The sequence below is a fragment of the Pseudomonas sp. B21-019 genome, from assembly GCF_024749225.1.
Classification (GTDB): Bacteria; Pseudomonadota; Gammaproteobacteria; order Pseudomonadales; family Pseudomonadaceae; genus Aquipseudomonas.
Genome location: NZ_CP087193.1, coordinates 1,191,544 through 1,217,882, shown reverse-complemented (window position 1 = coordinate 1,217,882; position 26,339 = coordinate 1,191,544). Strand labels below are relative to the sequence as shown.

Genomic DNA, 26,339 nt, shown 5'->3' with positions numbered 1-26,339 from the left:
GCCCTCGGTGCTTGAAATCCGTCACCTGAAAACCCTGCACGCCCTGCGCGAAGCCGACAGCCTGGTGGATGCGGCCGACCGCCTGCACCTGACCCAGTCGGCGCTGTCCCACCAGTTCAAGGAGCTGGAAGAACGCATGGGCATGCCACTGTTCGTGCGCAAGACCAAACCGGTGCGCTTCACCAGTGCCGGTTTGCGCCTGCTGCAACTGGCCGACGCCACCCTGCCGTTGCTGCGCAGTGCCGAGCGCGACATTGCACGGCTGGCCGGTGGCACGGCGGGGCGTCTGCACATGGCGATCGAGTGCCACAGTTGCTTCCAGTGGCTGATGCCGACCATCGACCAGTTCCGCGATGCCTGGCCGGAAGTCGAGCTGGACCTGGCCTCGGGTTTCTCCTTCGCCCCGCTGCCGGCGCTGGCCCGAGGCGACCTGGACCTGGTGGTGACCTCCGATCCGCTGGAACTGGTGGGCATCACTTACGTGCCGTTGTTCACCTACGAAGCCATGCTCGCGGTGGCGAACCAACACCGCTTGGCGAGCAAGCCGTACATCGTGCCCGAAGACCTGCTCACGGAAACCTTGATCACCTACCCGGTTGAACGCGATCGGCTGGACATCTTCACCCGCTTCCTGGAGCCGGCCGACATCGAACCGGCGCAGGTGCGCACCTCGGAACTGACGGTGATGATGATGCAACTGGTGGCCAGCGGTCGCGGTGTCTGCGGCATGCCCCATTGGGCGCTGCATGAGTACAGTTCACGGGGTTATGTGAAGGCCAAGCGACTGGGGGAGAAAGGATTGTTTGCGACGTTGTATGCCGGGATCCGCGCCGACATGCTGGATGCGCCGTACATGCGCGACTTTTTGCTGACGGCCAAGGACACGTCGTTTTCGACGCTGGATGGGGTTAGTGCCGTCCGATAGAACGATCAAGGCTCAGGGGTGAGCTCGCGCCACATGTGGATCTTGTCGAAGTAGTCTTCGCCGACCCGCACCGCCAACGGTTCCAGGCCAAATTGCACGAAGCCGCAGCGCTGATACAACCTGAAGGCGGCTTCGTTGCCGGCGGTGACGGTCAGCTGGATCAGCCTCAGGCCCTCATGGGCCTGCGCTTCAGCCAATGCGGCCTGTACCAGTTGATAACCGAGCCCGCGCTGGCGCACCTTGCCGGTCACGTACATGCCAAACAGCGTCGCCTTGTGCCGGGCCTTTTCCCGAGACTCGAAGGCCAGGCCGACGATGCCTGCCAGTTCCCCTTCCTCGAACGCCCCGAGCACCCGGTCCAGCTTGCTGGTCAGGCGCGACTCCCACCACCCCAGCGGCATCGTGGCGCGCTCGCGCACGCTGGAAGTGAACGCCTGGGGATGCGAGTCGTAGGCTTCGAGCATCAGCGCCCGATAATCCAGGGCATGACTGGCATCAAGCCGCTGAATCCACATGTTCAGGCCACTCGCCGCTGCTCAAACATCAACCGCACCGCCAGCCCGGACAGGACGAAGCCCATGAAATAGCGCTGCATCGCCAGCCAGTTCGGGTTGTTGACGAACCAGGAGGCGATGCCTGCGGCGAACAGCGCGATCAGCAGGTTGACGCTGAAGCTCACGCTGATCTGGGTCAGGCCGAGGATGATGCTCTGGTTGAACACCGAACCGTGCTCAGGGGAAATGAACTGTGGAAACACCGACAGATAAAACACCGCGATCTTCGGGTTCAGAGCACTGGTGAGAAAACCCATCGTGATCAATTTGCGTGACGAGTCCGCCGGCAACTGCTGCGCCTCGAACGGCGAACGCGCACCGGGCTTGACCGCCTGCCAGGCCAGCCACAGCAGGTACAACGCACCGGCCCACTTCAGCACCTCGTAAGCCACCGGCACGGCCATGAACACCGCGGTCAAACCCGCTGCGGCAGCGAACAGGTGCACTAGAAATCCCGCGACCACACCCAGCAATGACGTCACCCCGGCCTTGCGTCCCTGGCAGATGGAACGGGAGATCAGGTAGATCATGTTCGGCCCCGGCGTGAGTACCATCAGCAACGCCGCGGCGGCAAAAATCAGTAAGTCTTGAAGTGGAATCATGGGCATCCTGTCCTTGAAGTCAGACCGTCTGGGTAATCAGGCGGTTTCGATCAGTGAAGCTCGATAAAACGGCAAGATCAGGTCGCGTGTCAATGGCGCCAGGGTGAGATCGCCGTCGGTAGCCGGGTCGATCCAGCGCACCTCTTCGATTTCCGCCGCCGGGCAAACGTCAGAGTCGATAGTCAGCTGAAACAGTTCGGCCTGTACGACAAAACCCGGCTCGTTGGCGGCCGGTGCCGAGAATGGCCCCAGGTAGGTGGCGTGCGCCGGATCGATGACCAGTCCCAGCTCCTCCTCCAGCTCACGGGCGAGGGCGTGGACCGGTTGCTCATGAGCCTCGATCTTGCCCCCCGGCTGCATGAACGCCTGGGTGCCGCGCTTGCGCACCAGCAAGGTGCGACCGTCGGGGCCGATCAACAGGGCAGCGGCAATGTGGATGATGCGGGGCGAAGCGGTGGATGAAAGCGTCATGGATCAGGATTGGCCTTGGGTAAAAGGCGCAAGGATCACATGAGCGCCGGCTTTTCGTCACGCCAAAAAGCATTGTGGCGAGGGGGCTTGCCCCCGTTGGGCAGCGAAGCAGCCCCAAAGTCTCTGATGTATCAAAGATCTTGTGAGTGCTACGCACTCAAACGGGGGCAAGCCCCCTCGCCACAGGCCGCTCCCACTGTTGATCAGTGCTGAAAGCTCAACTCGTCTCGAGAATCGCCACTTCCTCCGGCACTTTCACAAAAATGCTGTACTTGGCACCTTCCATCGCCTCGAACGCGATCAGTTTCTCCACCAGCGGCCCGTTCAACACCTTGCCGGCATTGAGCAGCAGCATGCCGTTGTCGGCATTCAGGTTGCGCGCCAGGATCATGCCCGCCGCCAGGTCCCGGGTGGTCAGCACCTTGACCGTCGGATCGGCCAGCGTCACATCGCTCAGGTAAGCAGCACAGACCTTAATGAAATCCTCCACCAGTTCCGGGTCATAGAGCCGACCGGCGTACTGGCGGATATACACCAGGGCTTCATCGCTGTTCATCTGCCGTTCGAGGATCAGCCCGCGCTGCAACTCGATGAAATCCACCGCCAGTTTCAGCAACCGCGAACCGAGCGGAATGGCCTCGCCCTTGAGCCGATCGGGAAAACCGCTGCCGTCCCAACGCTCCTGGTGGTGCAGGATCAGCCGCGCGGCATCTTTCATCGGGTCGAGCGTCATCAGCAGCGACTCACTCTGCTTCGGATAACCCCGATAGCGCTCGCGGTCATTGTGATGCAGCAGATCCGAAGGCGTGCCCATCATGCTGTCGGTCCAGCTCAACTTACCGATGTTGTAGAGCGCCGCCGCCATGGTCAGATCACGACTGGTGCCTTCGTCCAGGTGATGGAGTTTGCAGTACACCCGCACCAGTTCGATGATCTGCCGGTTGGTCTGCTTGGCAGGTGGCAGGCGCAGGTTGGCCAGCAACGAAAACACTTCCGTGCCGGTGACATAGCTGCGTTTGAGCTCTTCGTAAGCCAGGTCCAGCATGTCAGCGGTCTGTTGCAGCTCGCTGGTACGGGCCGCGACGTGTTTTTCCAGGGTGGTGTTGAGCAGCTTCAGTTTTTCGTTCTGGTCCCACGTCTCCTGCACCAGACGCAACCGCTCACGCTCGGAATACTGATAGGCCAGCGATTGCCGCAGCGTCAGCAGCATTTCCTCATCGTGCCAGGGCTTGCTGATGTAACGATGGATCTGCCCTTCATTGATGGCTTTGATAATAGCCGAGGGGTCGGCATAACCGGTCAACATGATCCGGGTGGTGTCGGGGTAGCGCTGATGGACGTGGGCCAGCAGCGTGGCGCCGTCCATATTGGGCATTCGCGCGTCACTCATCACCAGATCGACCGACCGCTGCTCCATGATTTCCAGGGCCTGGGCACCGCTGGTGGCCAGCAGCACCTCGTAGGGCTGGCTGCGCAGCAGGCGGCGCAGGCTGTTGAGAATCGACTCCTCATCGTCGACCAGCAGTAACGTGGGTTTATCGGTCACAGTCGTGGGGAGCTGCTCTTCCATGGCGATACCTCAAGTGAAACCAGCCTCTTTATGTCAGGCGCGAAAAAACTTCCTCTGACTTTCCCGAGCCTGAGCTACAGGCTAGATGATTTTCCGACCGACTCCGCAAATGATTCGTTTCAGTCAACCGGGCGAATATCCGACCGGACGACTATGCTCAGGTCACTCGGATCCAAACGATGCCCGCTCCGTCCAGCACTCAGGGAAGGGATACCCTCTATGAGCTCATCGCACCAAACTGCTGTCGGTACAGGCGCATGTCAGTGAATACGCTGCTTGCGCGGACTAATCGTCGGATCCTCATCGTCGACGACACCGCGTCGATCCACGAGGATTTCGCCAAGATTCTCAGCCCGTCATCGATCGAAGACGACAGTCTGGCCAGCGCTGAAAACGCCCTGTTCGGCACCCCCGTGTCGGTATCGTCGCAAGGTTTTATCATCGAATCCGCGTTTCAGGGCCGTGAGGCGCTGGACAAGGTCGAGACCGCGCTGGCGAATGACTCGCCCTACGCGATGGCCTTCATCGACATGCGCATGCCGCCGGGCTGGGACGGCCTGGAAACCATCGAGCGCCTGTGGCAGGTCGATCCCAAGCTGCAAGTGGCGCTCTGCACCGCGTATTCCGACTATTCCTGGGAAGACATCGACGAGCGCCTGGATCTGGGCGATCGCCTGCTGATCCTGAAAAAACCGTTCGATGCCATCGAAATCCGCCAGATGGCCAGCGCATTGACCGCCAAGTGGCAAATGACCGAAGACGCGGCGCTGAAGATGTCCCTGCTGGAGCAAGCGGTCGAGGAGCGCACCCGGGAGCTGTCCGACGCCAACATCATTGTGCAGAACAGCCCGACCATTCTGTATCGGCTGCGGGGCGAACCGTCGTTTCCGTTGATGTATATCTCCCACAACATCACCAAATACGGCCACATCGCGGCGGCCCTGGTGGCTTCGTCCAACTGGGCTCAGGAGCTGATCCATCCCGACGATCAAGAGAAAGTCGACACCGCCATGGCGCGGGTGCTGGACCGCCATGCAGCCGGTGCTTCCATCGAATTCCGGATGCGCACCGGCGACGGTGACTGGCGCTGGGTCGAAAACCGCTACATCCCGGTGCGCGACGATGAAGGCCGCTTGCTGGAAGTCGAAGGCATCATCATCGACATCACCGAACGCAAACTGGCCGAGGAAAAGATTGCCCTGCTGGCCCGCACCGACGGGCTGACCGGGCTGGCCAACCGCGCGACGCTGATCGAGCGCCTGCATCAGGCGTTCGCCGCCGCCCGGCGAGGGGCCACCCCGTTCGCCATGTTTTACCTGGACCTGGATCACTTCAAGCGCATCAACGACACCTTGGGCCACCCGGTGGGTGACCTGTTGCTGCAGGAGGTCGCCCGACGGATCAAAACCTGCGTGCGGGAAAACGACGTGGTCGCCCGCCTGGGGGGCGACGAGTTCGCGATACTGCAACTGGACGTCGGCGATCCGACCCAGTCAGCGGCCCTGGCCGCCAAGGTCCGCGATGCGCTGGTGCTGCCCTACTCCCTGGCCGGCAACGACGTGCGGGTCTCGGTCAGTATCGGCATCAGCAGCTACACCCAGGTCAGCCTCAGCGCCGACAGCCTGTTGACCCAGGCCGATATGGCGCTGTATCGCTCCAAGGAAAAGGGCCGCAACCAGTACCACTTCCACTCCGAGGAAATCAATCAGGAAGTGGTCGAGCGCATGACCATCGCCAACGACTTGAAAACCGCCATCGAACGCGACGAGCTCGAACTGCGTTACTGGCCAGAAGTAGACCTGAGCAGTGGCAAGATCCTCGGCATGGAAGCGCAGGTCAGCTGGAATCACCCCATACGCGGTTTACTGGAAGCCCCGGCATTCCTGCCTGCGGCGGAAAAGACCGGCATCATCATCGCCCTCGGTCACTGGGTGCTGGAGCGCGCCTGTCGGCAAATGCACCAGTGGCGCGACGAAGGCATGGCACCACCGGTGGTGGCGATAAAACTGTCCCTGGCCCAGCTCAAGAGTGGTCCCGAGCTGATCTATGACGTGTTGCGCACCACTGCCCGCTGGGATCTGTGCCCGTGGGACCTGCGTTTCGACGTCACCGAAGCGACCCTGGCCCAGACCAAGTGGACGCACAACGATATCCTGCCGCGCCTGCATGAGCTGGGGGTGAAGATCGCCATCGATGACTTCGGCACCGAATACTCTTCGTTCGACTACCTCAAGACTTACCAGGTCAATCACCTGAAACTCGCTCAGGCGTTCATCGACACCGCCGCCCACGACGCGGCCAGCGCCACCACCTTGCGGGCCATTATCAATTTCGCCCGCGACGTCGGGATCGGCATCATCGCCGAAGGTGTCGAAACCCAGGAGCAACGTACTTCGCTGATGGCCACCGGTTCACCGATGAATGCCCAGGGCTACTACTTCAGCAAAGCGGTCAGCAGCCAGCAGGCCGCCGAACTGTTGAAGGCCGGGAGCATCGTGCACGCGAATCAAAATCCCGGAGCAATGCCGGGCGATTCGCAACGTGCCACGGAGGACAAGGAATGAAAACTTCGTTCATCCAGGCCAACCGGCGCATTCTGATCATCGATGACACGCCCTCGATCCATGAGGACTTCCGCAAGATTCTGGGCGCCGATACCGACGATGAACTCACCCTCGCCGGCACTGAAGCTGCGCTGTTCGACACCCCACAAACGACTCGGCTGGTCTTCCAGCTCGACTCCGCCTATCAAGGCCAGGAAGCACTCAAACTGGTCAAGCGAGCCCAGGCAGAAGGTCGCCCTTACGCCATGGCGTTCACCGACATGCGCATGCCGCCTGGCTGGGATGGCCTGGAAACCATCGAACGGCTCTGGAAAGCCGATCCTAACCTGCAAATCGCGCTGTGCACGGCGTTCTCCGACTACACCTGGGAAGCCATGGCCGAACGGCTGGAGTTCGGCGATCAATTGCTGGTGTTGAAAAAACCTTTCGACAGCCTGGAAATCCGCCAGATGGCCAGCGCCCTGACCTGGAAGTGGCAGATGGCGCAGGACGCGGCGATGAAAGTGCTGAGCCTGGAGCAAACCATCGAAGCACGGGTCCACGAACTGCTCAAGGTGTCTCATCTGTTGCAGTACGACGTGTTGACCGAGCTACCCAACAGCACCTTGCTGGGTGACCGGTTGAACCAGTCCCTGGCCTTGTCCAGGCGCCATGACAAACAACTGGCGGTGATGTTTCTGGGGCTCGACCGCTTCAAGCGCATCAACAATGCGTTGGGTCACCCGACCGGTGACGAGATGCTCAAGCGCGTCGGGCAAAGCCTGGTGGCCTGCGTGCGCGCCTCCGACTCGGTGTTTCGCTACGGCTCCGACGAATTTGTGGTGATCCTGGCCGACATCCACCACCCCCAACAGACCAAGGGCATCGCCGAAAAACTGTTGAACGCCATACGTGCGCCCCAGCACGTCGCCGGACATGACCTGAGCGTGACGGCCAGCCTGGGCATCAGCATCTATCCCGATGACGGTTTCGATGCCATCGCTCTGATCAAGAAAGCCGAAACCGCGATGCGCAACGTCAAGGAAAGCGGCCCCAACGATTTCAGCTTTTTCATCGATGAGATGAACCAGCGCGCCCGGGAACAGCAGACCATCGAGTCGGGGATTCGCCTGGCACTGGAGCGGAACGAGTTTGTCCTGCACTACCAACCGAAACTCGACCTGGGCAGCGGCAAGGTGGTCGGCGCCGAGGCGTTGATCCGCTGGCAAAAACCGGGGCAAGGCTGGATCTACCCGACAGACTTCATCGGTGTGGCCGAAGACAGCGGCTTGATCGTGCCATTGAGCAAATGGGTGCTGGCCCAGGCCTGTCGGCAAGCCCGTACCTGGCAGGCAAATGGCCTGCCGAATCTGTGCATGTCGGTGAACGTGTCGGCCATTGATTTCCGCCAGCGGGATTTTGTCGAAGGCATCGAACAGATACTCCAGCAAACCGGTATGGACCCCGCGTTGCTGGAGCTGGAGATCACCGAGGGCGTATTGATGCAGAACGTCGATGCCACGATGGTCGCGCTGAATCGGCTCAAGGCTTTGGGCGTACGGCTGGCCATCGATGACTTCGGCACCGGCTACTCCAGCCTGAGTTACTTGCAACGGTTTCCCATCGATGTACTGAAAATCGACCAATCATTCATTCGTGGCCTGGGCCGTGACAGCAACGACGCGGCCCTGGTCGGCGCCATCATCAGCCTGGGCAAAAGCCTCAATCTGACGGTCATTGCCGAAGGGGTGGAAACCCTCGAACAACTGAATTTTCTCAAGGCGCTCCATTGCGAGGAAGGCCAGGGCTACTACTTCAGCAAAGCCGTGGAGCCGGACGCCTTCGTGCAATACCTGACCTCCGTAAAGCCAATCTCCTGAACGATGTGCAACGACACACAGGCCCTGAGCCAAGGAATCACAAGATGTCACGTTCCTTCTGCTACTTGCTCCTTGCGCCTCTACTCGGTTGTTGTCTGATAGCCAGTGGCGCACCGCTGGACGAACCGCTCAAACCCTTGCCCGCAGTGCCCGAGCAGAATCCCTTGCAAGTCGAACTCGGTCGCCGGTTGTTCAACGAACCACGGCTGTCGGTCAACAACAGCCTGTCCTGCGCCAGTTGCCATCGTCTGGAAATCGGCGGCGCCGACGACAAGGCATTGTCCACTGGCTTCAAGGGCGATCCCTTGACGATCAATACCCCGAGCGTGTTCAACGCCAGCCTGAACTTCCGGCAATTCTGGAATGGCCGCGCCGATTCTCTGGAAACCCAAGCCCACGAAGTGGTGCAGAGCCCCAGTGAAATGGGCAGTCATTGGGAGCATGTGGTCCAGATGCTGTCCGCCGACCCGGATTACAAAAGCGCTTTCACCAAGGCCTACCCGGACGGCGTCACCATGAACAATGTGCAAAGTGCCCTGGCCACCTATGAGCGCACGCTGATCAGCGTCAACTCGCGTTTCGACCAATACCTGTCGGGCAATACCGACATTCTCACGACTGACGAGAAGTACGGTTACCAACGCTTCAAGGACTACGGCTGCATTGCCTGCCATCAGGGGGTGAACATCGGCGGCAACATGTTCCAGAAATTCGGGGTCATGGGTGATTACTTTCAGGCTCGTGGCAACCCCACCGAAGCCGATCTGGGCCGCTATCTGGTCACCAAGGCCGAAGAGGACCGCAACGTGTTCAAGGTGCCGAGCCTGCGCAATGTCGCGGTGACCGCGCCGTACTTTCACGACGGCTCGGCTAAAACCCTCGAAGAGGCGGTAGACGTGATGTTCAAGTTCCAGCTCGGCCGTGTGCCCTCCGACAAGGACAAGGACCTGATCATCAAATTCCTCAAGACCCTGACCGGTGAATGGGGAGGCAAACCTTTATGAAAACGTTCCCCCGCCGCAACCTGGCACTGCTCGGTGCCGTGGCCGTGCTGCTGGCCTCGACGCTGTTGTTCCTGTACCTCAAATCCAGTTCGAGCGAGACGTCGACCTACGCCGAGTCCCGGGACTTGATCGGCCGGATCAAACAGTTGAACGCGCAATGGGAAACCGAGATTCTCAAGGCCAGGATCGCCATCAGTCACAACTACGATCCACTGGTGACACCGTTGAGCGAGATGACGCGCCTGTGGCAGCGGTTCGAGAGCATGGAGTCCAGTCACGGCCGCAACGACACGCCGACCTGGCGTGCCAGTCATGAGGCATACCTTGCCGCCATCCAGGAAAAAACCCGCTTGGTGGAGCAGTTCAAATCCCACAACGCGGTGCTGCGCAACTCACTGGCGTTCCTGCCCACGGCCGAAGACGACATCCAGCAACCGCTTACCCGACTGCCCGATGAAGACAAACTGCAACTGCAGAACATTGCCACCGACACCTACGACTTGCTGCTCAGCAGCCTGGAGTTCGCCCAGGTCACCTCCGACGATAGAGCGGCGGATATTCTGCTGGGGCTGAACAAACTGGGGGTGAACAAGCAGCGATTGCCGGAGCAGTTTCACAGCCCGATCGATATTTTGAGCAACCACATCGCGCTGATCCTGCGTGAACAACCGGTGGTCAATCGGTTACTGGAAAACATCGAGGCCATTCCCGTGGCCGAACGACTGGACGACATTACCGGCCTGCTGAACAAAGACCAGCAGCAATCCGATGCCATCGACCAGCGCTACCACTTCTACATGTTGGTGTTTTCGACGCTGCTGGTGCTGGTGCTGGTGTACCTGGCAATTCGCCTGATGCGCAGCTTCGGGGAGACTCAGCGGGTCAACAAGGAACTGCAAAACGCCAACGAAGTCCTCGAACAACGGGTCGAAGAGCGCACCCGCGAACTCAAGGATACCCAGAGCGAATTGCTCGACACCGCGCGTCAGGCCGGCATGGCCGAAATCGCCACCAACGTGCTGCACAACGTCGGCAACGTGCTCAACAGCGTGAACATCTCGGCCGATCTGGTCAGCCGCCGGCTGCGTAGCAGCAAGGCCCAGGGGCTGGGCAAGGCGATGCAGCTGATCAACGAGCATCAAAGCGACCTCGGGACCTTTCTGACCCAGAACGAGAAAGGAAAATTACTGCCCGGCTATTTGAATCAACTGGTGGAGGCGATTGCCCTCGAACAGCAAGGCATGACCGAGGAACTCGCGCAGCTGAGCAAAAGCGTCGATCACATCAAAGACATCGTCGCCACCCAGCAGTCCTACGCGGGGGCCAACAACCTGGTGGAACCGCTGTACATCAGCGAACTACTCGAGGACGCCCTGCGCATGAACGCAGGCGCCTTGACCCGGCATCACGTCACAGTGGTCAAGGAGTACGGCGACGTACCGCAAGTGATGGGCGACAAGCACCGCTTGTTGCTGATCCTGATCAACCTGATCAGCAACGCCAAATACGCCATGTCCGACCTCAGCAACCGAGCCCGACAGATCACCCTTGGGGTAAAAGTCGTCGAGGACACGATCCTGCAAATCAGCGTCAAGGATGACGGCGAAGGCATTGCGCCGGAAAACATGACGCGGATCTTTGCCCACGGTTTCACCACCCGCAAGGAAGGCCACGGCTTCGGCCTGCACAGCTGCGCGCTGGCCGCGATCGAAATGAACGGCCATCTCACCGCCCACAGCGACGGACCGGGCAAGGGCGCCCTGTTCACCTTGCAGATCCCGTTGAAACCCGTCATGGAGGAAGCATGAGCGACCTTTCGAACCGCCGCATTCTGCTGATCGACGACACCCCGTCCATCCATGATGACTTTCGCAAGATCCTCACCCCGACATCGGCCAAACATGCGGAACTGGACGAAATGGAGGCCGCGCTGTTCGGCAGCGAAGTGAAATCCACCCAGCTTCTGTTCGAGCTGGATTCAGCCTATGGCGGTCAGGAGGGCCTGGGCAAACTCGTCCAGGCCTTACAGGAAAACCGCCCCTACGCCCTGGCCTTCGTCGACATGCGCATGCCCGAGGGCTGGGACGGTGCACAGACGATCGAACACCTGTGGCAGGAAGACCCGAGCCTGCAAGTGGTGGTGTGTACCGCCTATTCCGACTATTCGTGGGATGAACTGCTGGAGCGCCTGCACGCCCACGACCGCCTGCTGATTCTGAAAAAACCGTTCGACAACATTGAAGTCCAGCAGATGGCCAACACCCTGCTCACCAAATGGGACATGACCGAACGAGCGTCTATCCAGATGAGCCATCTGGAGCATCTGGTGGACCAGCGCACGGCCCAGTTCAAACAGGCCAGCGAAGCATTGCAGCGGGAAATCGACGAGCGCAAACAACTGGAAAGCCAACTGGTGCAGTCGGAAAAACTCGCCTCGCTGGGGCAACTGGCGGCGGGGGTCGCCCATGAAATCAATAACCCCATCGGTTTCATTTCCTCCAACCTCGGCACCCTCGATGGCTATTTCAAACAACTGCAGGCCATGCTTGATGCCTATCGGGAGGCGGAGGCGGCCATTACCTCAAGCGAGGTTCTCGAACGTCTCGGCCAGCTCCGTGAAAAGGTCGAGCTGGAGTTTCTGCGCGAAGACATTCCGCTGCTGATCAAGGAATCCAAGGACGGGATCAATCGGGTCGGGCAGATCGTCAAGGACCTGAAGGACTTCTCCCGCGTCGACTCCAATCAGGAATGGCAGTGGGCCAACCTGCAGCAGGGCATCGAGTCGACGCTGAACATCGTCGCCAATGAACTCAAGTACAAGGCCGATGTGGTGAAGGAGTATCAAACGCTGCCTGACATCGAATGCCTGCCGTCGCAGATCAATCAGGTGATCATGAACCTGATCGTCAACGCGTCTCAGGCCATGGGTCCGGAACGGGGCACCATCACCCTGCGTACCGGGCTTGAAGGTGAAACGGTGTCGATCGAAGTCGCGGACACCGGATCAGGCATCGAACCGGAATGCCTGCAGAAAATATTCGACCCGTTCTACACCACCAAACCGGTGGGCCAGGGAACAGGGCTCGGGTTGTCACTGTCCTATGGCATCGTGAAAAAACACCGGGGCGATATTTCGGTACGCAGCGAAGTCGGCGTGGGTACCACGTTTCGGGTCGAGCTGCCGATGCGCCAATCGAAAGCGGCTGTCTGACCAGCCGAACAAGGGATCAAATCTCAATCCAGGCTGTTTTCGTTTATTCTCCAGGCGCAGAATGCCTGACGCTCTGTGCTAACACAGGAGATCTCTGTGGCGAGGGAGCTTGCTCCCGCTGGATCGCGAAGCGATCCCAAAACAGGCAATGCGTTCAGTCAGACAAATCCCGTCAGCAGGTTTTGCGACTGCTGCGCAGCCGAGCGGGAGCAAGTTCCCTCGCCACAAAAGCCTGTATACCACGGTCCTATATGACCGAGTCCGAACCCAAGGAAACCGTATGAGCCTGTCACTCCTGAGCCGCTACGCCTTCTTTGCCGTCTGTGTGATATTCACCCTCGCCAGCCTGCCCTTCCTGGCATACGACTGGCTCTGGCCGATCGCCGCCGTCACCGGCGTCCTCAGCCTGGTGGGTCTGTTCGACCTGTTGCAAAGTCCTCATGCGGTGCGCCGCAACTACCCGATCCTGGGCAATATCCGTTATCTGGTGGAGGGCATTCGCCCGGAAATCCGCCAGTACCTGCTCGAATCCGACAGCGATGCCCTGCCCTTCTCCCGGGCTCAGCGTTCGCTGGTGTATTCGCGAGCCAAGAACGAGAGCGCCGACAAACCTTTCGGCACGCTGATCGACGTGTATCAGTCGGGTTTCGAATTCATCGGCCACTCGATGCGCCCGGCACCGTTGAGCGACCCGAGCAGTTTCCGGGTGATGGTCGGCGGCCCGCAGTGCACCCAGCCGTACTCGGCGTCGGTGTTCAACATCTCGGCCATGAGCTTCGGCTCCCTCAGCGCCAACGCCATTCGCGCGTTGAACCAGGGCGCCAAACTCGGCAACTTCGCCCATGACACCGGCGAAGGCAGCATCAGCCCCTATCACCGGGAAAACGGCGGCGACCTGACCTGGGAACTGGGCAGCGGCTACTTCGGCTGCCGCACCGCCGATGGCCGCTTCGACCCGGAACGCTTCGCCGCCCAGGCACAGAACCCGCAAGTGCGGATGATCGAAATCAAAATGAGCCAAGGCGCCAAACCCGGCCACGGCGGGATTCTGCCCAAGCACAAAGTCACCCAGGAAATCGCCGAAACCCGTGGCATCCCGATGGGCGAAGACTGCATTTCGCCGTCGCGCCACAGCGCGTTTTCCACGCCGATCGAAATGATGCACTTCATCGCACAACTGCGTGAACTGTCCGGCGGCAAACCGGTGGGCTTCAAGTTCTGCCTGGGTCACCCGTGGGAATTCATGGGCATCGCCAAGGCCATGCTGGAAACCGGCATCCTCCCGGACTTCATCGTGGTCGACGGCAAGGAAGGTGGCACCGGCGCCGCGCCCGTGGAATTCACCGACCACATCGGCGTACCGATGCGTGAAGGCCTGTTGTTCGTGCACAACACCCTGGTGGGCCTGAACCTGCGGGACAAGATCAAACTCGGCGCCAGCGGCAAAATCGTCAGCGCCTTCGACATCGCCAGCGTCCTGGCCATCGGCGCCGACTGGGCCAACTCGGCGCGCGGCTTCATGTTCGCCATCGGCTGCATCCAGTCGCAAAGCTGCCACACCAACAAATGCCCGACCGGCGTCGCCACCCAGGACACCCTGCGCCAGCGCGCCCTGGTGGTTCCGGACAAAGCCCAGCGCGTGTTCAATTTCCACCGCAATACGCTCAAAGCCCTGGCCGAAATGCTCGCCGCCGCGGGGCTCGATCATCCTTCACAGCTGTCGGCCAAGCATCTGGTGCGACGCATGTCGGCGACCGAGATCAAGCTGTTCTCGCAGTTGCATGTGTTCTTGAAACCGGGGGAATTGCTCACGGGTGAAGTGAACGGCGAGTTTTATTCGCGGATGTGGCAGATGGCACGGGCGGATAGTTTTGAGCCTAATGATGCGGCGGCTGCATAGGCATAGGCTGTGTTTGCGCGCCAATCTCAGGGATTGGCGCGTCCTCCACGATGAACAAACGAGCCTCACTGCCCCCTTCCCTTAGCGTCAGCACCTGCTTCCAATGTTTCGGAAACAAGGCGTCATGTTCAGGACGAGCCGTACCCGTTACCCACCAGACTCTCCTGGCATTGAGTTTCAGGGTCGAAAAGTCATTGAAGAAAATCGAGTGCAGGTGACGGGGAATGAGTGCCCAGCCACCGTATTCGGCGGTTCCCCACAGGGTGCCGGTCGCTGTTTTGAAGACGTATAGCCTCGGCTGAATGCCTGTCGAGTTGTAGTACATGAACGGCAAGTACCAATACAGGTTATCCACAACGATTTCGTCACCCGGATGCACTTCGCGGCCAAGATCTGCGACCACGGCGTCCAGCTTGGCGTCTCTGCGAATGCTGGTGCCGTTCATCTCATCCGTTTGTGCATAAATCGCCGACAGCCCGTGCACTTCCACCAACACAATAAAAACCATGGCGACAGCAGCAAGGACAGCGTGGCGTTGGCTCAATGCGTCCAGTGCGAGCGCAACGATAAGAGGCAACGCAGCGGCGGCGAATACCAGGTACCTGGCATTGAAAACCGGCACGATCAGCGACACCAGAAACACGGTCAGCGCCGGCACGAAGAAATAACTCACCAGCAAGACGCTGAAAGGTCGTTCATTACGTGCTTTGAGCAGTACCGCAGCGGCGCAAACAATGATCAAGACCAAGGGTGTCACGCGCCATAAGTCACTGGTCGAACCCTCCATCACCACCAGTTGCCAAACGAAGGTCAGCACCGTCGGCCAGGTGAGTGGCTGTATCCATTCGAGCCCGTCCATTCGCAACAATTGACTGATGAGAGGCGGTGCCCACGGCAGGTACAACACGACGATTGCACTGTTGGCCAGTATCCACGCACATACAGGTACCGTGCTTTGGACCTTGCGCACTCGCCACCAAAAAAGCCAATGCACCAACACGCACAATGCGGCGAAGTAGTGCGTGTAAAAAGCCGCCGTCATCAACAGCACGTAAACGACCGGGTAACGCTTCTGATCCGGCGCCTTGACCCAACACACCAGCGCCACGGTCGCCCCCATCAGCCAGAACCCCAACAAGGTGTACATTCGCACTTCCTGGCTGTAGCGCACCGATATCGGCAGCAACGCCAACAACAATGCTGCGATCCATGTCGCCCTTCGCGTCGCCAACAGGCTCATCAATTTAATGCCCAGCAACAGCGTGCCGACATCGGCCAGCGCGCTCAGGGACCGCGCGGACAACACGCCATGACCGAACAGCAACATCCAGTAATGCAGCAAGACATAGTAAAGCGGCGGATGAACATCCCGAGCCGTCGTGGCCCAGATATACGCAGGCGAACCCTCGGCCAGCAATATGCTGTAGGCCTCGTCATACCAGATGACCGGCACGGTGATGGCGTGAAACCTGGCGAACAGCGCGATCGCCAGCACCGCCAGCAGACCTGCCCCTCGGCCACTCTGGATGAAACGTTTTTGAGAGAGATCGAAGAGAAGCTCACCGATTTCACCACGCAAGCGCGGCGATCGGCGTCGGCTCTTTCATCACGATGAAACCGTAGTCACCCAACAGATAGAGGCTGTAGAACTTGTTATCCACCAGCGGTGGATAACCCTGATAACCCATCAGCGTCGCGTTGCGTCGCTCCCGCTCCGCTACCACGTTGGTGATGCCCGCTTTCGGCAGGTTTTCCGCCAGCATGTAGAAGTTGATGTTCAGCAGATAATGCAAAACCGGCATCTGCTTGAACGAGCCTGCAGCCTCCACCAGCCAGTGATCGGAATAACTCACCGACATGTATATGCGCTTGGCCTCGCGCAGTTGCCGATGGGATGCAATGTCATGCCCCAGGGAAAACAACGCGCTGGAAGCGAAGGTGTTCTGCACCGACAGTACGCGACCATAGGCGTAGGACATCGAAAGCATGGCCAGCAGCGGAACCACCAACAGCAGCGTCAGCCGCTCATGAATATGTGCCAGCGCCAGATGGCTCAAATAGAACAGCAGCACCAACAGCACTGCGAACCCCATCAAGGTTCTGGCGCCTTCATTGAAATCCCGGAAAAACAACACAGCCCCCGACACTAGAAAAATCACGACCGGCACGGTCAACACACACGCCAGGCCCATCAAGACTTTTCTCAACCCTGTGTCCTGGCGTGCCACTACGTTCCGGGCCAGCTGCACGCTGCCCGCGATGGCGCACAACAGCAGCACGGCGAACACCCAGGTGAATCCACCGTGAAACAGCAGCACGACTTTTTCCAGCACGCGACCAATGTTGATTTCCAGTTGCAGCCAGGGTGCTGCCGCCCAGTTCAGGAACAAAACACGGGTCTGATCCATGTATGGATAAGCGGTGACGCTGTAGATCAAGCCGCCGAGCACCACCTGCGCGAGTTTCCAGCCGATCAACTCGCACCATTGCGGCCAGGCCCATTTATCGTTCGCGCCCCTGAGCAGTTCGAGGCAACACAGGCCCAGAAACACATTAATACTCACCTGATAGAGCCCCAGCCCCAGGGCAATCAGGAAGGCCGGCACCAGCCATTGCAGGATGCGCGAAGGATGACGAAACGTGATCGCATAGATCACCGCCACCAGGCTCAAGGCATTGGTCGGTCCGTCGTATTGATACGACAGGTTCTGCAGGAAGAACGGGTTGTACCAGAGCGGCAACACCACCATGCAGCAGGATAGCGTCGGCTGCGGGTAGTAATGAAACGTCAGGCTGGTCAACGCAAAAGTCATGGCCAGGGAGGCTATCAACAGCGGCAACGGAAAGATGTTCGGCGCGGCATCGCTGAAGGTCAGCGCGTTGTAGAACAGCTCGGTGAACAACCGCCCCTGCCCCACCCAGTCCGTGCCGGCGGACAGCGAACGCCAGTTGTCATCGATGTAGGGATAGTCGGCGAGGATCAGCGGAATGACATAGATCAGCGTCGCGAGTTGAAAAAACAGCCAGACCCGACGACGGCCGATTTCGCCGCTAAAAAAATCGCTCAGTCTGCCCATGCTAAAGCCCGACCCGGTCTTTGCCACCGATGACGTCTTTGATCACATACCGGGGCCGATGCTTGGCTTCGATGTAGATGCGACCGACATACTCTCCAAGAATGCCGATGCCGATCAGTTGCACACCGCCCAGAAACAATATGGCCGTCATCAACGAAGGGTAACCGGGGACGCTGTTGCCGAAGAAAATCTTGTCCAGCACCATGTACACCGCATACAGCACCGCGAAGATTGAAATGCCGCCGCCGATGTAAGTCCACAACTGCAAGGGTACGGTGCTGAACGAGGTAATGCCTTCCAGCGCCAGGTTCCACAGCTTCCAGCCATTGAATTTGCTGCGTCCCGCCACCCGCTGGGCCCGCTCGTACTCCACCACCACGGTGGTGAAACCGGCCCACGACAGAACGCCTTTCATGAACAACTGATGCTCGGGGAGTGCGCGAATCACATTGACCACCTTGCGGTCCATGAGGCGGAAATCCCCGACATTCTCTTCGATACGGGTGTAGGAAATCCTGTTCAGCAGGTGGTAGAACATTGCCGCACTGTGGCGTTTCAAATAACTGTCGCTGGTACGATCCCGGCGTTTGGCGAGCACCACATCGGCACCCTTTTGCCACTCGGCAATCAACCGCGGGATGACGCTGATCGGGTCCTGCAGGTCCACGTCCATGGGGATCACCGCATCGCCGGTGGCGTACTCCAGCCCGGCAAACAACGCCGGCTCCTTGCCGAAGTTGCGCGAGAAATTGATCAGCAATACCTGTTCATCGACCTGGGCCAGCGCCTTGGCCTGCTCAGCCGTCTGGTCGGTACTGCCGTCGTTGATGAACACGATCTCGACTTCATAAGGGTCAAGTTTCAACTCACGACGCACCGCTTGGTGGAACAGACTGATCGCCTGCTCTTCGTTGAATACCGGAACAATCAGCGAAACCTTCACGTTTCACACTCCTGAGAACCGAAGTGTAGATGCTCGCCAGATGCCATCATGGGGAGTTCCGGTACGCGAACTGTCCGGCAGACCGACGGCCACGCCGCTCGATCCGTTCGCTATAAGCAGCTGAGACATTCGGTAATATCCAGCCTTTTGCAATTGCCTGTGAATAACGGCACCCTGCGCGCCGCCAATGTGCGGCGCCCCCTCTTTTGCGGCGCCGGCAACTCCTTATTCAACAGCCCGTTCAAGAGCCCGCCTTCATGACGTCTGGACGCGATCACCGAATCGACTTTTTCCGCGGCCTGGCCCTGATCTTTATCTTCTGGGACCACGTGCCGCAGAACCCGCTCGCGCAGTTCACGGTGCGTAACTTCGGCTTCAGCGATGCGGCGGAGATTTTCGTGTTCCTGGCCGGTTACGCGGCCGTGCTGGCCTACGGCAAGATCGCCCGGCGCGACGGGCTCATGGTCGCCACGGTGAAAATCCTGCGACGCGCCTGGGTGCTTTATGTAGTGCACATCTTTTTGCTGGCGCTGCTGATGGGCATCGTGTTTTTCGCCAACAGCCACGTGGAAACCCGCGATCTGGTGCAGGAAATGGGCTTGCAGTATTTCCTCAGCAATCCGCAGCAGGCGTTGATGGACGAGTTGCTGCTGCGCTTCAAGCCGAACCTGATGGACCCGTTGCCGCTGTACATTCTGTTGCTGCTCGGCCTGCCGCTGGTACTGCCGATACTGCTGCGCAAGGCGGAATACGTGGTGGGGCTGTCGGTGGTGTTGTACCTGCTGGCGCCATGGTTGCAGTGGAACCTGGCGGGCACCGACGGGGGCGTGTGGTTTTTCAATCCGATGGCCTGGCAGCTGCTGTTTATTCTCGGGGGCGCGGCGGCGATTCACCGGCAAAGGCCTCGGGCGCCGCAACCTCGACCGCTGACTCGACAGCCGGTTCTCATCGCGGCTCTGACCTATCTGGTAATGACCGGGATGATCGCGCTGTCGTGGAAATGGCCGACCGTGCATGACGCGTTCATGCCCCAATGGCTCGGCGAATGGCTCTATCCGATCAGCAAGACCAACCTCTCACCGGCGCGTCTGCTGCACTTCCTCGCCCTCGCCTACGTCACCGCCAGGTTGTTGCCGGACACGGGCTGGACGCAACACTGGCTGGCACGACAAAGCTGTCGCATGGGCCGATATTCTCTGGAGGTGTTCTGTTTTGGTGTGTTGCTGGCGCCGTTGGCGGACATGCTCAATGCCTTGGGTGGGAACGTATTGGCGATGCAGCTATTCAGCGCAATGCTGGGGGTCGGGTTGATGGCGTTGCTGGGGGCCTGGCTGGATTTCAATAAGCGGTTGAACATGCCGATACCCGTGGCAGCCGTTTAACATCAAAAGATCGCAGCCTTCGGCAGCTCCTACAAAAGCAGATCGCGCTTCACCCGTAGGAGCTGCCGAAGGCTGCGATCTTTTGATCTTCCAAATGCAAAAGCCCCGATCATTCTGACCGGGGCTTTTGTAAGGCTGGCGTTACAACTTACGAAGCCGAACGCACCGCGCCTTGCGTCACATTGGTCGGCTGCAACTTGAACATGTAGAACAACACCGTCAGCAGTACCAGGAACGCCGGGCCCACATACAGCGCCACTCGGGTGTCCGGGAAGTACGCCATCAGGCCGACCACCAGCACCAGGAAGGCCAGCGCCAGATACGAACTGATCGGGTACAGCCACATGCGGTATTTCAGGCCGGCACGTTCGCTGGCGCTCAGGCCTTTGCGGAACTTGAGCTGGGCCAGCAGGATCATCACCCAGGTCCAGATCGCGCCGAAGGTGGCTATCGCGGTAACCCAGACGAAAACCTTCTCAGGCACCATGTAGTTGAGCAGCACGCCCAGCAACAACGCGCCGATCGACAACAGCAACGCACGACGGGGCACACCGCCGTTCGAGGTTTTGGCGAAACCGGCCGGGGCCTGGCCATTTTGCGCCAGGCTGTAGAGCATGCGCCCGGTGCTGAAGATGCCGCCGTTGCAGGACGACAACGCCGCGGTGATCACCACGAAGTTGATGATGCCGGCGGCGGTCTTGATGCCCAGACGCTCGAAGGTCATCACGAACGGGCTGCCCTGGGTGCCGATGGCGTTCCATGGGTAGATCGACAGAATCACGAACAAGGCGCCGACGTAGAACAGCAGAATCCGCCAGAACACCGAGCCGATCGCATTGGGTATGGTCTTCTGCGGGTTCTTCGCTTCACCGGCGGTCAGGCCGATCATCTCGACGCCGAGGTAGGCGAACATCACCATTTGCAGGGACATCAACACGCCTTGCACGCCATTGGGCATGAAGCCGCCGTGGGCCCACAGATTGGAAATCCCCAGGGCGACGCCGTCGTTGCCGAAGCCGAACGCGATCACGCCGATACCGCCGACCACCATCGCAATGATGGTGACGATCTTGATCAGGGCGAACCAGAATTCGAACTCACCGAAGGCTTTCACCGCGATCAGGTTGATCGAGCCCATGCTGACCAACGCGGCAAGTGCCCAGATCCAGCGCGGCACGTCGGGGAACCAGACGCCCATGTACACCGCCACTGCGGTGATTTCCGCGACGCAGGTCACCAGCCACAGGAACCAGTAGTTCCAGCCGGTCAGAAAACCCGCCAAAGGCCCGAGGTAATCCTGGGCATAACGGCTGAACGAGCCGGCGACCGGATTATGCACGGCCATCTCGCCGAGGGCGCGCATGATCACCAGGATCGCCAGACCGCCGATGATGTAGGAGAGCATGATGGCCGGGCCGGCCATTTCGATGGCCTTGGCCGAACCCAGGAACAGGCCGACGCCGATACAGGCACCGAGTGCCATCAGGCGAATATGCCGTTCGCCGAGTTCGCGTTTAAGCGGGCCGCCCTGAGCGGTCTCGCCGTGAGGCAGGTGATTGCCGACTGGCATAGGGGTGCAACCTCGTCTTGTTATTGGATATGACCACCGAGTGTCGAAGCGCCGGCCGATAAGCCAGTGCCTGGTGAAACCGGGCCTGTCTTGTGGACAGACACGTCTTGTAGGACAAAACCTCCAAGATCAGCGGGGCGTGCAGTATAAAAAGCTAATGACAGGTGTTTTAACTATATAAAACACAATATTCAGCGATAACTAACGGGTAATTCGCGTAAAACGGAGTGGCATTACCTGGCTTATGCAGGTTTTTTCGCCACTGAAACCGCACGGAGTATTGCACAGCAATGGTGCATCGTCATGCCCCTACCTAGGCAGCATTTACCTCGCTGATGCGTCTAGCTCAACCCTTTCAGACGACCTCCCCCTTGTGGCGAGGGAGCTTGCTCCCGCTCGACTGCGCAGCAGTCGCAAACCCGGTGAATCGTATTTATCAGACAAGTCCGGAATTGGGGCCGCTTCGCAGCCCAGCGGGAGCAAGCTCCCTCGCCACAAAAGCGCTATTCCCAATTGGATCCTGCATGGTTCTCGGAAATTTCAGTCAAATGTTGCAGATTCAGGTTTGGAGATAGGGACTAGGGTCAAAGGGGAACTTCAAAAGGGCGCAAGGAATGCATCCACAACCAAATTCACATCTGCTACGCCATGGACGATGTTCAGAACAGGGTCGGGCCTATCTCATCACAGCAGTTGTGCACCAACGCCGCCGAATATTCACTGATTGGCGGTTGGGACGTCTGTTAGTTGCCGAACTCAAGCGGGCCCACGACCAGAAATGGGTCAACTCAATAGCGTGGGTCGTCATGCCAGATCACTTCCATTGGTTGGTACAACTCGAACAACACTCCCTGGCGCAACTCATGCAAGCCACCAAATCTCGCAGCACACTCTCCATCAACCGAGCGTCAAACAATGAAGGGGCTTTTTGGCAAAGCGGCTACCACGACCGGGCAATCCGCGATGGAGAAGGACTCCTGCCATTCGCTCGTTACATTGTTGCCAATCCATTGCGCGCAGGGTTGGTCAATAAAATTGGCGATTACCCACTATGGGATGCCTGTTGGCTATGAACCCAGCAGCACCATAACCCTGTGGCGAGGGAGCTTGCTCCCGCTCGGCTGCGCAGCAGTCGTGAATCCTGTACATGCGGTGTGTCTGAAAAAATCCGGTGTTGGTGGTTTTGGGGACTGCTGCGCAGTCCAACGGGAGCAAGCTCCCTCGCCACAGGCAAGCTCCCTGGCCACAACAGCCCTTCTCCACAGGTAATGATGCGCATCTGATATTTGGTTGTTCACAATTTTTTCACCAATGCCAACCACCGTCTAAGCTTCAAACAAGTCCGATCAATCTGCGTGAATGGATCAGTCGACTATGGGCGCTTTGTGGCAAACCGATTCGAGTGACACTGTGGTTCCGACTGAACGTGTGGATGAAGCGCCTTTACCTGAAAAACCCCGTCGCTCACGACACGGCTGGGGGGCGTTCTGGTTGCTGCTGCTGATTATCCTGATTGTCCTGGGCCTGGCCGCAGCCAAGGAAATGCGCACCTCCAAGTTCCAGGCCCGGGAAATCAGCAAATATGCCGCCTCGCTGAAATACGAACTGCAACCCGGCCCCAGCGACGCGATTCGCTACCCTGGCGAAGGTCCGTTCGATCAGCGTCTGGGCTACAGCTCCCTGGATGAATTTCTGCCGCGCCTGCTCAAGCGCGATTACGTGATAGCGGCGCAAACCCGCTTTTCGCCTGCGCTGATGAAGTACAGCGACAAGGGCTTTTTCATTCCCTATACCGAGAAAATCCAGGCCGGGCTGTCGATCACAGATTGCCGTGCGGCCCCGCTGTATCAGTTCAAGTATCCACAACAGCTCTATTCAAGCTTTGCCGCGATCCCGCCGGTGGTGGTCAACAGCTTGCTGTTCATCGAAAACCGCTTTCTGCTCGATCCGCACCAGCCCCTGGCCAACCCCGCCGTGGACTGGCCACGGTTCGGCATGGCGGCGTGGTCCCAGGTAGCCAAGCTGTTGCGCCTGCCCGGCCAATCGGCGGGCGGCAGTACACTGGCGACACAGCTTGAGAAATATCGACATTCGCCCGATGGCTTGACCGTGTCGGGCGCGGAAAAAATCCGCCAAATGATTTCCGCCAGCGTGCGGGCCTATCAGACGGGGCCGGAAACCCTTCAGGTACGGCAAAATGTGATTCGCGATTACCTCAACAGTGTTCCGCTGTCCGCGGTACCGGGCCACGGTGAAGTGCACGGCATGGCCGAAGGTTTGCGTGTGTGGTACGGCACCGACTTCAACAAGGCCAACGAACGGCTGGCCAGCACCGACACCGATCAGAAAAGCCTGGCGGAAAAAGGCCTGGCCCTGCGTGAAATGCTGTCGCTGATGATTGCTCAACGCCGCCCTTCGCACTACTTGACCAAGGGCCGCGATGAATTGGCCAGCCTGACCGACAGCCATATTCGCCTGCTGTCACAAAATGGGGTGATCGATGCGCCGCTCGCGGCGGCGGCACTGTCCAGCCAAGTGACCTACCGCGACTGGCAGACCCAGCCCACCATCCAACCGATCGAAACCAACAAAGGCATCAGTGTCGCGCGCAGTCGCCTGGGCAGTTTGCTCAACCGTCCGCTGTATGACCTCGACCGCCTCGACCTTTCCGCCACCAGCACCTTGCAAGGCGAGCTGCAAACCCAGGCCACCGCATACCTCAAGCATCTGGCCGACCCAGCCTATGCAGCGGAAATCGGCCTGATCGGCGAACGCCTGCTCACCCCCACCAGCACCACGCAGGTGCGCTACAGCTTCACCCTGTTCGAACTGACCCCGGACGGCTCGCGGGTGCGGGTGCAGACCGACAGCACCGACCAACCGTTCGACATCAATGAAGGCAGCAAGCTGGAACTGGGCTCCACCGCCAAAATGCGTGTGCTCACCACTTACCTGCAGATCATCTCCGAATTGCACGATCGCTACGCAGGCATGACCGTTGCCGAACTGAAGAAAACCGAAGTCGCCGAACAGGATCGCCTGAGCAGCTGGGCCGTCGATTACATGATTCAGAACACCGACCGCAGCCTGCCAAAAATGCTCGGCGCCGCACTGGATCGCAAATATTCCGCCAGCCCCGGCGAGGCGTTTTTCACCGGTGGCGGGTTGCACACGTTCGTTAACTTCCGCAAGGAAGACAACGGCCGCATGCCGACCCTGCGCGATGCCATTCGTGAGTCGATCAACCTGCCGTTCATCCGGCTGATGCGTGATTTGGTGCGCTACAGCACCTACGCAGGCCCCAACAGCAGCGCCGAATTGCTCAAGGACGACCGCGACCCGCGGCGTCAGGAATACCTGGCCCAGTTCGCCGACCGCGAAGGCACCGCATTCCTGTTGCGGTTCTGGAAGAAGTACCAGAACAAGGACACCCAGACCCGCCTCGAGACCTTCCTCGACAGCATGCACCCGACACCGATCCGCATGGCTGCCGTGCATCGCTACCTGTTCCCGCAGGCCGACCAGGAAAGCTTCAACACCTTCGTGCGCTCACACCTCAAGGGCGCCAAGCTCACGGAAAAACTCACCGACGAACGCCTCGAACGCCTGTACCTGAGTTACGGCCCGGGCAGCTACGACCTGCCGGACCAGGGCTTCATCGCCAAGGTCCACCCGCTGGATCTGTGGCTGATGGGCTACTTGCTGAACAACCCCGACGCCAAGTTCAGCCAGATCGTCAAAGCCAGCGAATTCGAACGCCAGGAGGTTTACAGCTGGCTGTTCAAAAGCAAACACAAGGGCGCCCGTGACAGCCGCATCCGCACGATGCTGGAGATCGAGGCGTTCCTCGACATTCATCAACGCTGGCAGAAAGTCGGCTACCCGTTCGATCACCTGGTGCCCTCGCTGGCCACCGCCATCGGCAGCTCCGGCGACCGCCCCGCCGCGCTGGCGGAGCTGATCGGCACCATCCTCAACGACGGTGTACGCCTGCCGACGCTGCGTATCGACAGCCTGCACTTCGCGGCCGGTACGCCCTATGAAACCCAACTGATGAACAATCCGGTCGTCGGCAAACGCGTGATGCCTTCCGAGGTGGCAACCGCCATGCGCGAGGCCTTGTCGCAAGTGGTGGATGCCGGCACGGCCAAACGCGTGGCAGGCAGTTTCAAACTGGCTAACGGCACCCCGTTGGCCATGGGCGGCAAAACCGGGACCGGCGACAACCGCATCGAAGCCATCGGTCCGGGAGGGCGGATTCTGAGTTCGAAATCGATCAACCGCACTGCAACGTTCGTGTTCTACATCGGCGATAGCCATTTCGGCACCTTGACCGCCTACGTGCCGGGGCGCTCGGCCGAAGCCTTCAAATTTACCTCGGCGTTGCCCGTGCAAGTGCTCAAGGGCATGGCGCCGATTCTGATGCCTTACCTGCAACCGGGGAGTCATACAGGATGCCTGCCTGTTGAAGTCGCCCGACACTGATCACGGGTGGTAATTAATTATTTTCGGCATTGATAATCTCAATGCGTCGGCAAGTATCCACACGTATTCAAGAACAGTAATTCAGACTTTTACTTTGAGCCTTGGGAGTTAGGCTGGTGACTCCTATAAACATTCAAGGCTTTATAAAAACATGTCTGAAATACAAGGAAGTATATTAGGTGGTTCATTACCGGAAACTGCCGATTTAAAAGGCCGCCATTA

The 26,339-nt window shown here is 59.3% G+C and carries 17 protein-coding genes and 1 pseudogene; 10 read left to right on the top strand and 8 right to left on the bottom strand.

The features are described from left to right. Window positions 1-7 precede the first annotated feature (7 nt). Complete coding sequence (gene metR, locus LOY36_RS05320; RefSeq protein WP_018926627.1) at window positions 8-925, top strand: transcriptional regulator MetR; 918 nt, start codon at window positions 8-10, stop codon at window positions 923-925. Window positions 926-930: 5 nt separating this feature from the next. On the opposite strand, the gene LOY36_RS05315 is transcribed toward metR, so the two are convergent. The 4 genes from LOY36_RS05315 to LOY36_RS05300 all read right to left on the bottom strand — a co-directional run bounded on the left by LOY36_RS05315 (window position 931) and on the right by LOY36_RS05300 (window position 4,122). Next, entirely contained in the window at window positions 931-1,440 is a 510-nt protein-coding gene (locus tag LOY36_RS05315; protein WP_258672496.1) for a GNAT family N-acetyltransferase, read from the bottom strand. A 2-nt stretch (window positions 1,441-1,442) separates the two neighbouring features. Continuing rightward, entirely contained in the window at window positions 1,443-2,081 is a 639-nt protein-coding gene (locus tag LOY36_RS05310) for a LysE family translocator (RefSeq protein WP_019581569.1), read from the bottom strand. A gap of 36 nt (window positions 2,082-2,117) precedes the next feature. Next, on the bottom strand, window positions 2,118-2,552 hold the full coding sequence (locus LOY36_RS05305; RefSeq protein ID WP_019581570.1) for an NUDIX domain-containing protein: 435 nt from the start codon (window positions 2,550-2,552) through the stop codon (window positions 2,118-2,120). Window positions 2,553-2,769: 217 nt separating this feature from the next. Beyond that, window positions 2,770-4,122, bottom strand: a complete 1,353-nt coding sequence (locus tag LOY36_RS05300; RefSeq protein WP_258672494.1) for an HD domain-containing phosphohydrolase — start codon at window positions 4,120-4,122, stop codon at window positions 2,770-2,772. A gap of 257 nt (window positions 4,123-4,379) precedes the next feature. On the opposite strand from LOY36_RS05300, the gene LOY36_RS05295 reads away from it, so the two are divergent. From LOY36_RS05295 to LOY36_RS05270, 6 genes are all read left to right on the top strand, one after another. Continuing rightward, the gene (locus tag LOY36_RS05295; RefSeq protein WP_258672493.1) at window positions 4,380-6,686 is read left to right on the top strand and encodes an EAL domain-containing protein; all 2,307 of its coding nucleotides are present in this window, start codon (window positions 4,380-4,382) and stop codon (window positions 6,684-6,686) included. Beyond that, entirely contained in the window at window positions 6,683-8,545 is a 1,863-nt protein-coding gene (locus LOY36_RS05290; protein WP_258672492.1) for a bifunctional diguanylate cyclase/phosphodiesterase, read from the top strand. The genes LOY36_RS05295 and LOY36_RS05290 overlap by 4 nt, the downstream gene beginning before the upstream one ends. Window positions 8,546-8,589: 44 nt before the next feature. Beyond that, window positions 8,590-9,549: a cytochrome-c peroxidase gene (locus LOY36_RS05285; protein ID WP_258672491.1), complete on the top strand. Its 960-nt coding sequence runs from the start codon at window positions 8,590-8,592 to the stop codon at window positions 9,547-9,549. Beyond that, window positions 9,546-11,357 (top strand): DAHL domain-containing protein, encoded by a 1,812-nt coding sequence (locus LOY36_RS05280; RefSeq protein ID WP_258672490.1) that lies wholly within the window; start codon window positions 9,546-9,548, stop codon window positions 11,355-11,357. Before LOY36_RS05285 ends, LOY36_RS05280 begins: the two co-directional genes overlap by 4 nt. Continuing rightward, window positions 11,354-12,760, top strand: coding sequence for an ATP-binding protein (locus LOY36_RS05275; protein WP_258672489.1), 1,407 nt, complete (start codon window positions 11,354-11,356; stop codon window positions 12,758-12,760). Before LOY36_RS05280 ends, LOY36_RS05275 begins: the two co-directional genes overlap by 4 nt. Before the next feature lie 280 nt (window positions 12,761-13,040). After that, the gene (locus tag LOY36_RS05270) at window positions 13,041-14,660 is read left to right on the top strand and encodes an FMN-binding glutamate synthase family protein (RefSeq protein WP_019651336.1); all 1,620 of its coding nucleotides are present in this window, start codon (window positions 13,041-13,043) and stop codon (window positions 14,658-14,660) included. Here LOY36_RS05270 and LOY36_RS05265 read toward each other — a convergent pair. The 3 genes and pseudogenes from LOY36_RS05265 to LOY36_RS05255 all read right to left on the bottom strand — a co-directional run bounded on the left by LOY36_RS05265 (window position 14,638) and on the right by LOY36_RS05255 (window position 18,680). Further along, a pseudogene (locus LOY36_RS05265) lies at window positions 14,638-16,232 on the bottom strand (hypothetical protein). The gene LOY36_RS05270 and the pseudogene LOY36_RS05265 sit on opposite strands and share 23 nt — an antisense overlap. Then, window positions 16,229-17,737 carry a glucosyltransferase domain-containing protein gene (locus LOY36_RS05260; RefSeq protein WP_258672487.1) on the bottom strand — a complete coding sequence of 503 codons (1,509 nt, stop codon included), beginning with the start codon at window positions 17,735-17,737 and terminating at the stop codon, window positions 16,229-16,231. Before LOY36_RS05260 ends, LOY36_RS05265 begins: the two are co-directional and overlap by 4 nt. Window position 17,738: 1 nt before the next feature. Continuing rightward, window positions 17,739-18,680, bottom strand: coding sequence for a glycosyltransferase family 2 protein (locus LOY36_RS05255; protein WP_019651333.1), 942 nt, complete (start codon window positions 18,678-18,680; stop codon window positions 17,739-17,741). Window positions 18,681-18,937: 257 nt separating this feature from the next. Between LOY36_RS05255 and LOY36_RS05250 the strand changes: the two genes are divergently transcribed. After that, the gene (locus tag LOY36_RS05250; RefSeq protein WP_018926641.1) at window positions 18,938-20,062 is read left to right on the top strand and encodes an OpgC family protein; all 1,125 of its coding nucleotides are present in this window, start codon (window positions 18,938-18,940) and stop codon (window positions 20,060-20,062) included. A gap of 148 nt (window positions 20,063-20,210) precedes the next feature. Here the strand turns inward: LOY36_RS05250 and LOY36_RS05245 are convergent, their stop codons facing one another. Next, window positions 20,211-21,632, bottom strand: a complete 1,422-nt coding sequence (locus LOY36_RS05245) for an amino acid permease (RefSeq protein ID WP_019581581.1) — start codon at window positions 21,630-21,632, stop codon at window positions 20,211-20,213. 614 nt (window positions 21,633-22,246) lie between these two features. Here LOY36_RS05245 and LOY36_RS05240 point away from each other — a divergent pair. Further along, complete coding sequence (locus LOY36_RS05240; RefSeq protein ID WP_258672486.1) at window positions 22,247-22,705, top strand: REP-associated tyrosine transposase; 459 nt, start codon at window positions 22,247-22,249, stop codon at window positions 22,703-22,705. 301 nt (window positions 22,706-23,006) lie between these two features. Then, window positions 23,007-26,117 (top strand): transglycosylase domain-containing protein, encoded by a 3,111-nt coding sequence (locus LOY36_RS05235; RefSeq protein ID WP_258672485.1) that lies wholly within the window; start codon window positions 23,007-23,009, stop codon window positions 26,115-26,117. Window positions 26,118-26,339: the final 222 nt, after the last annotated feature.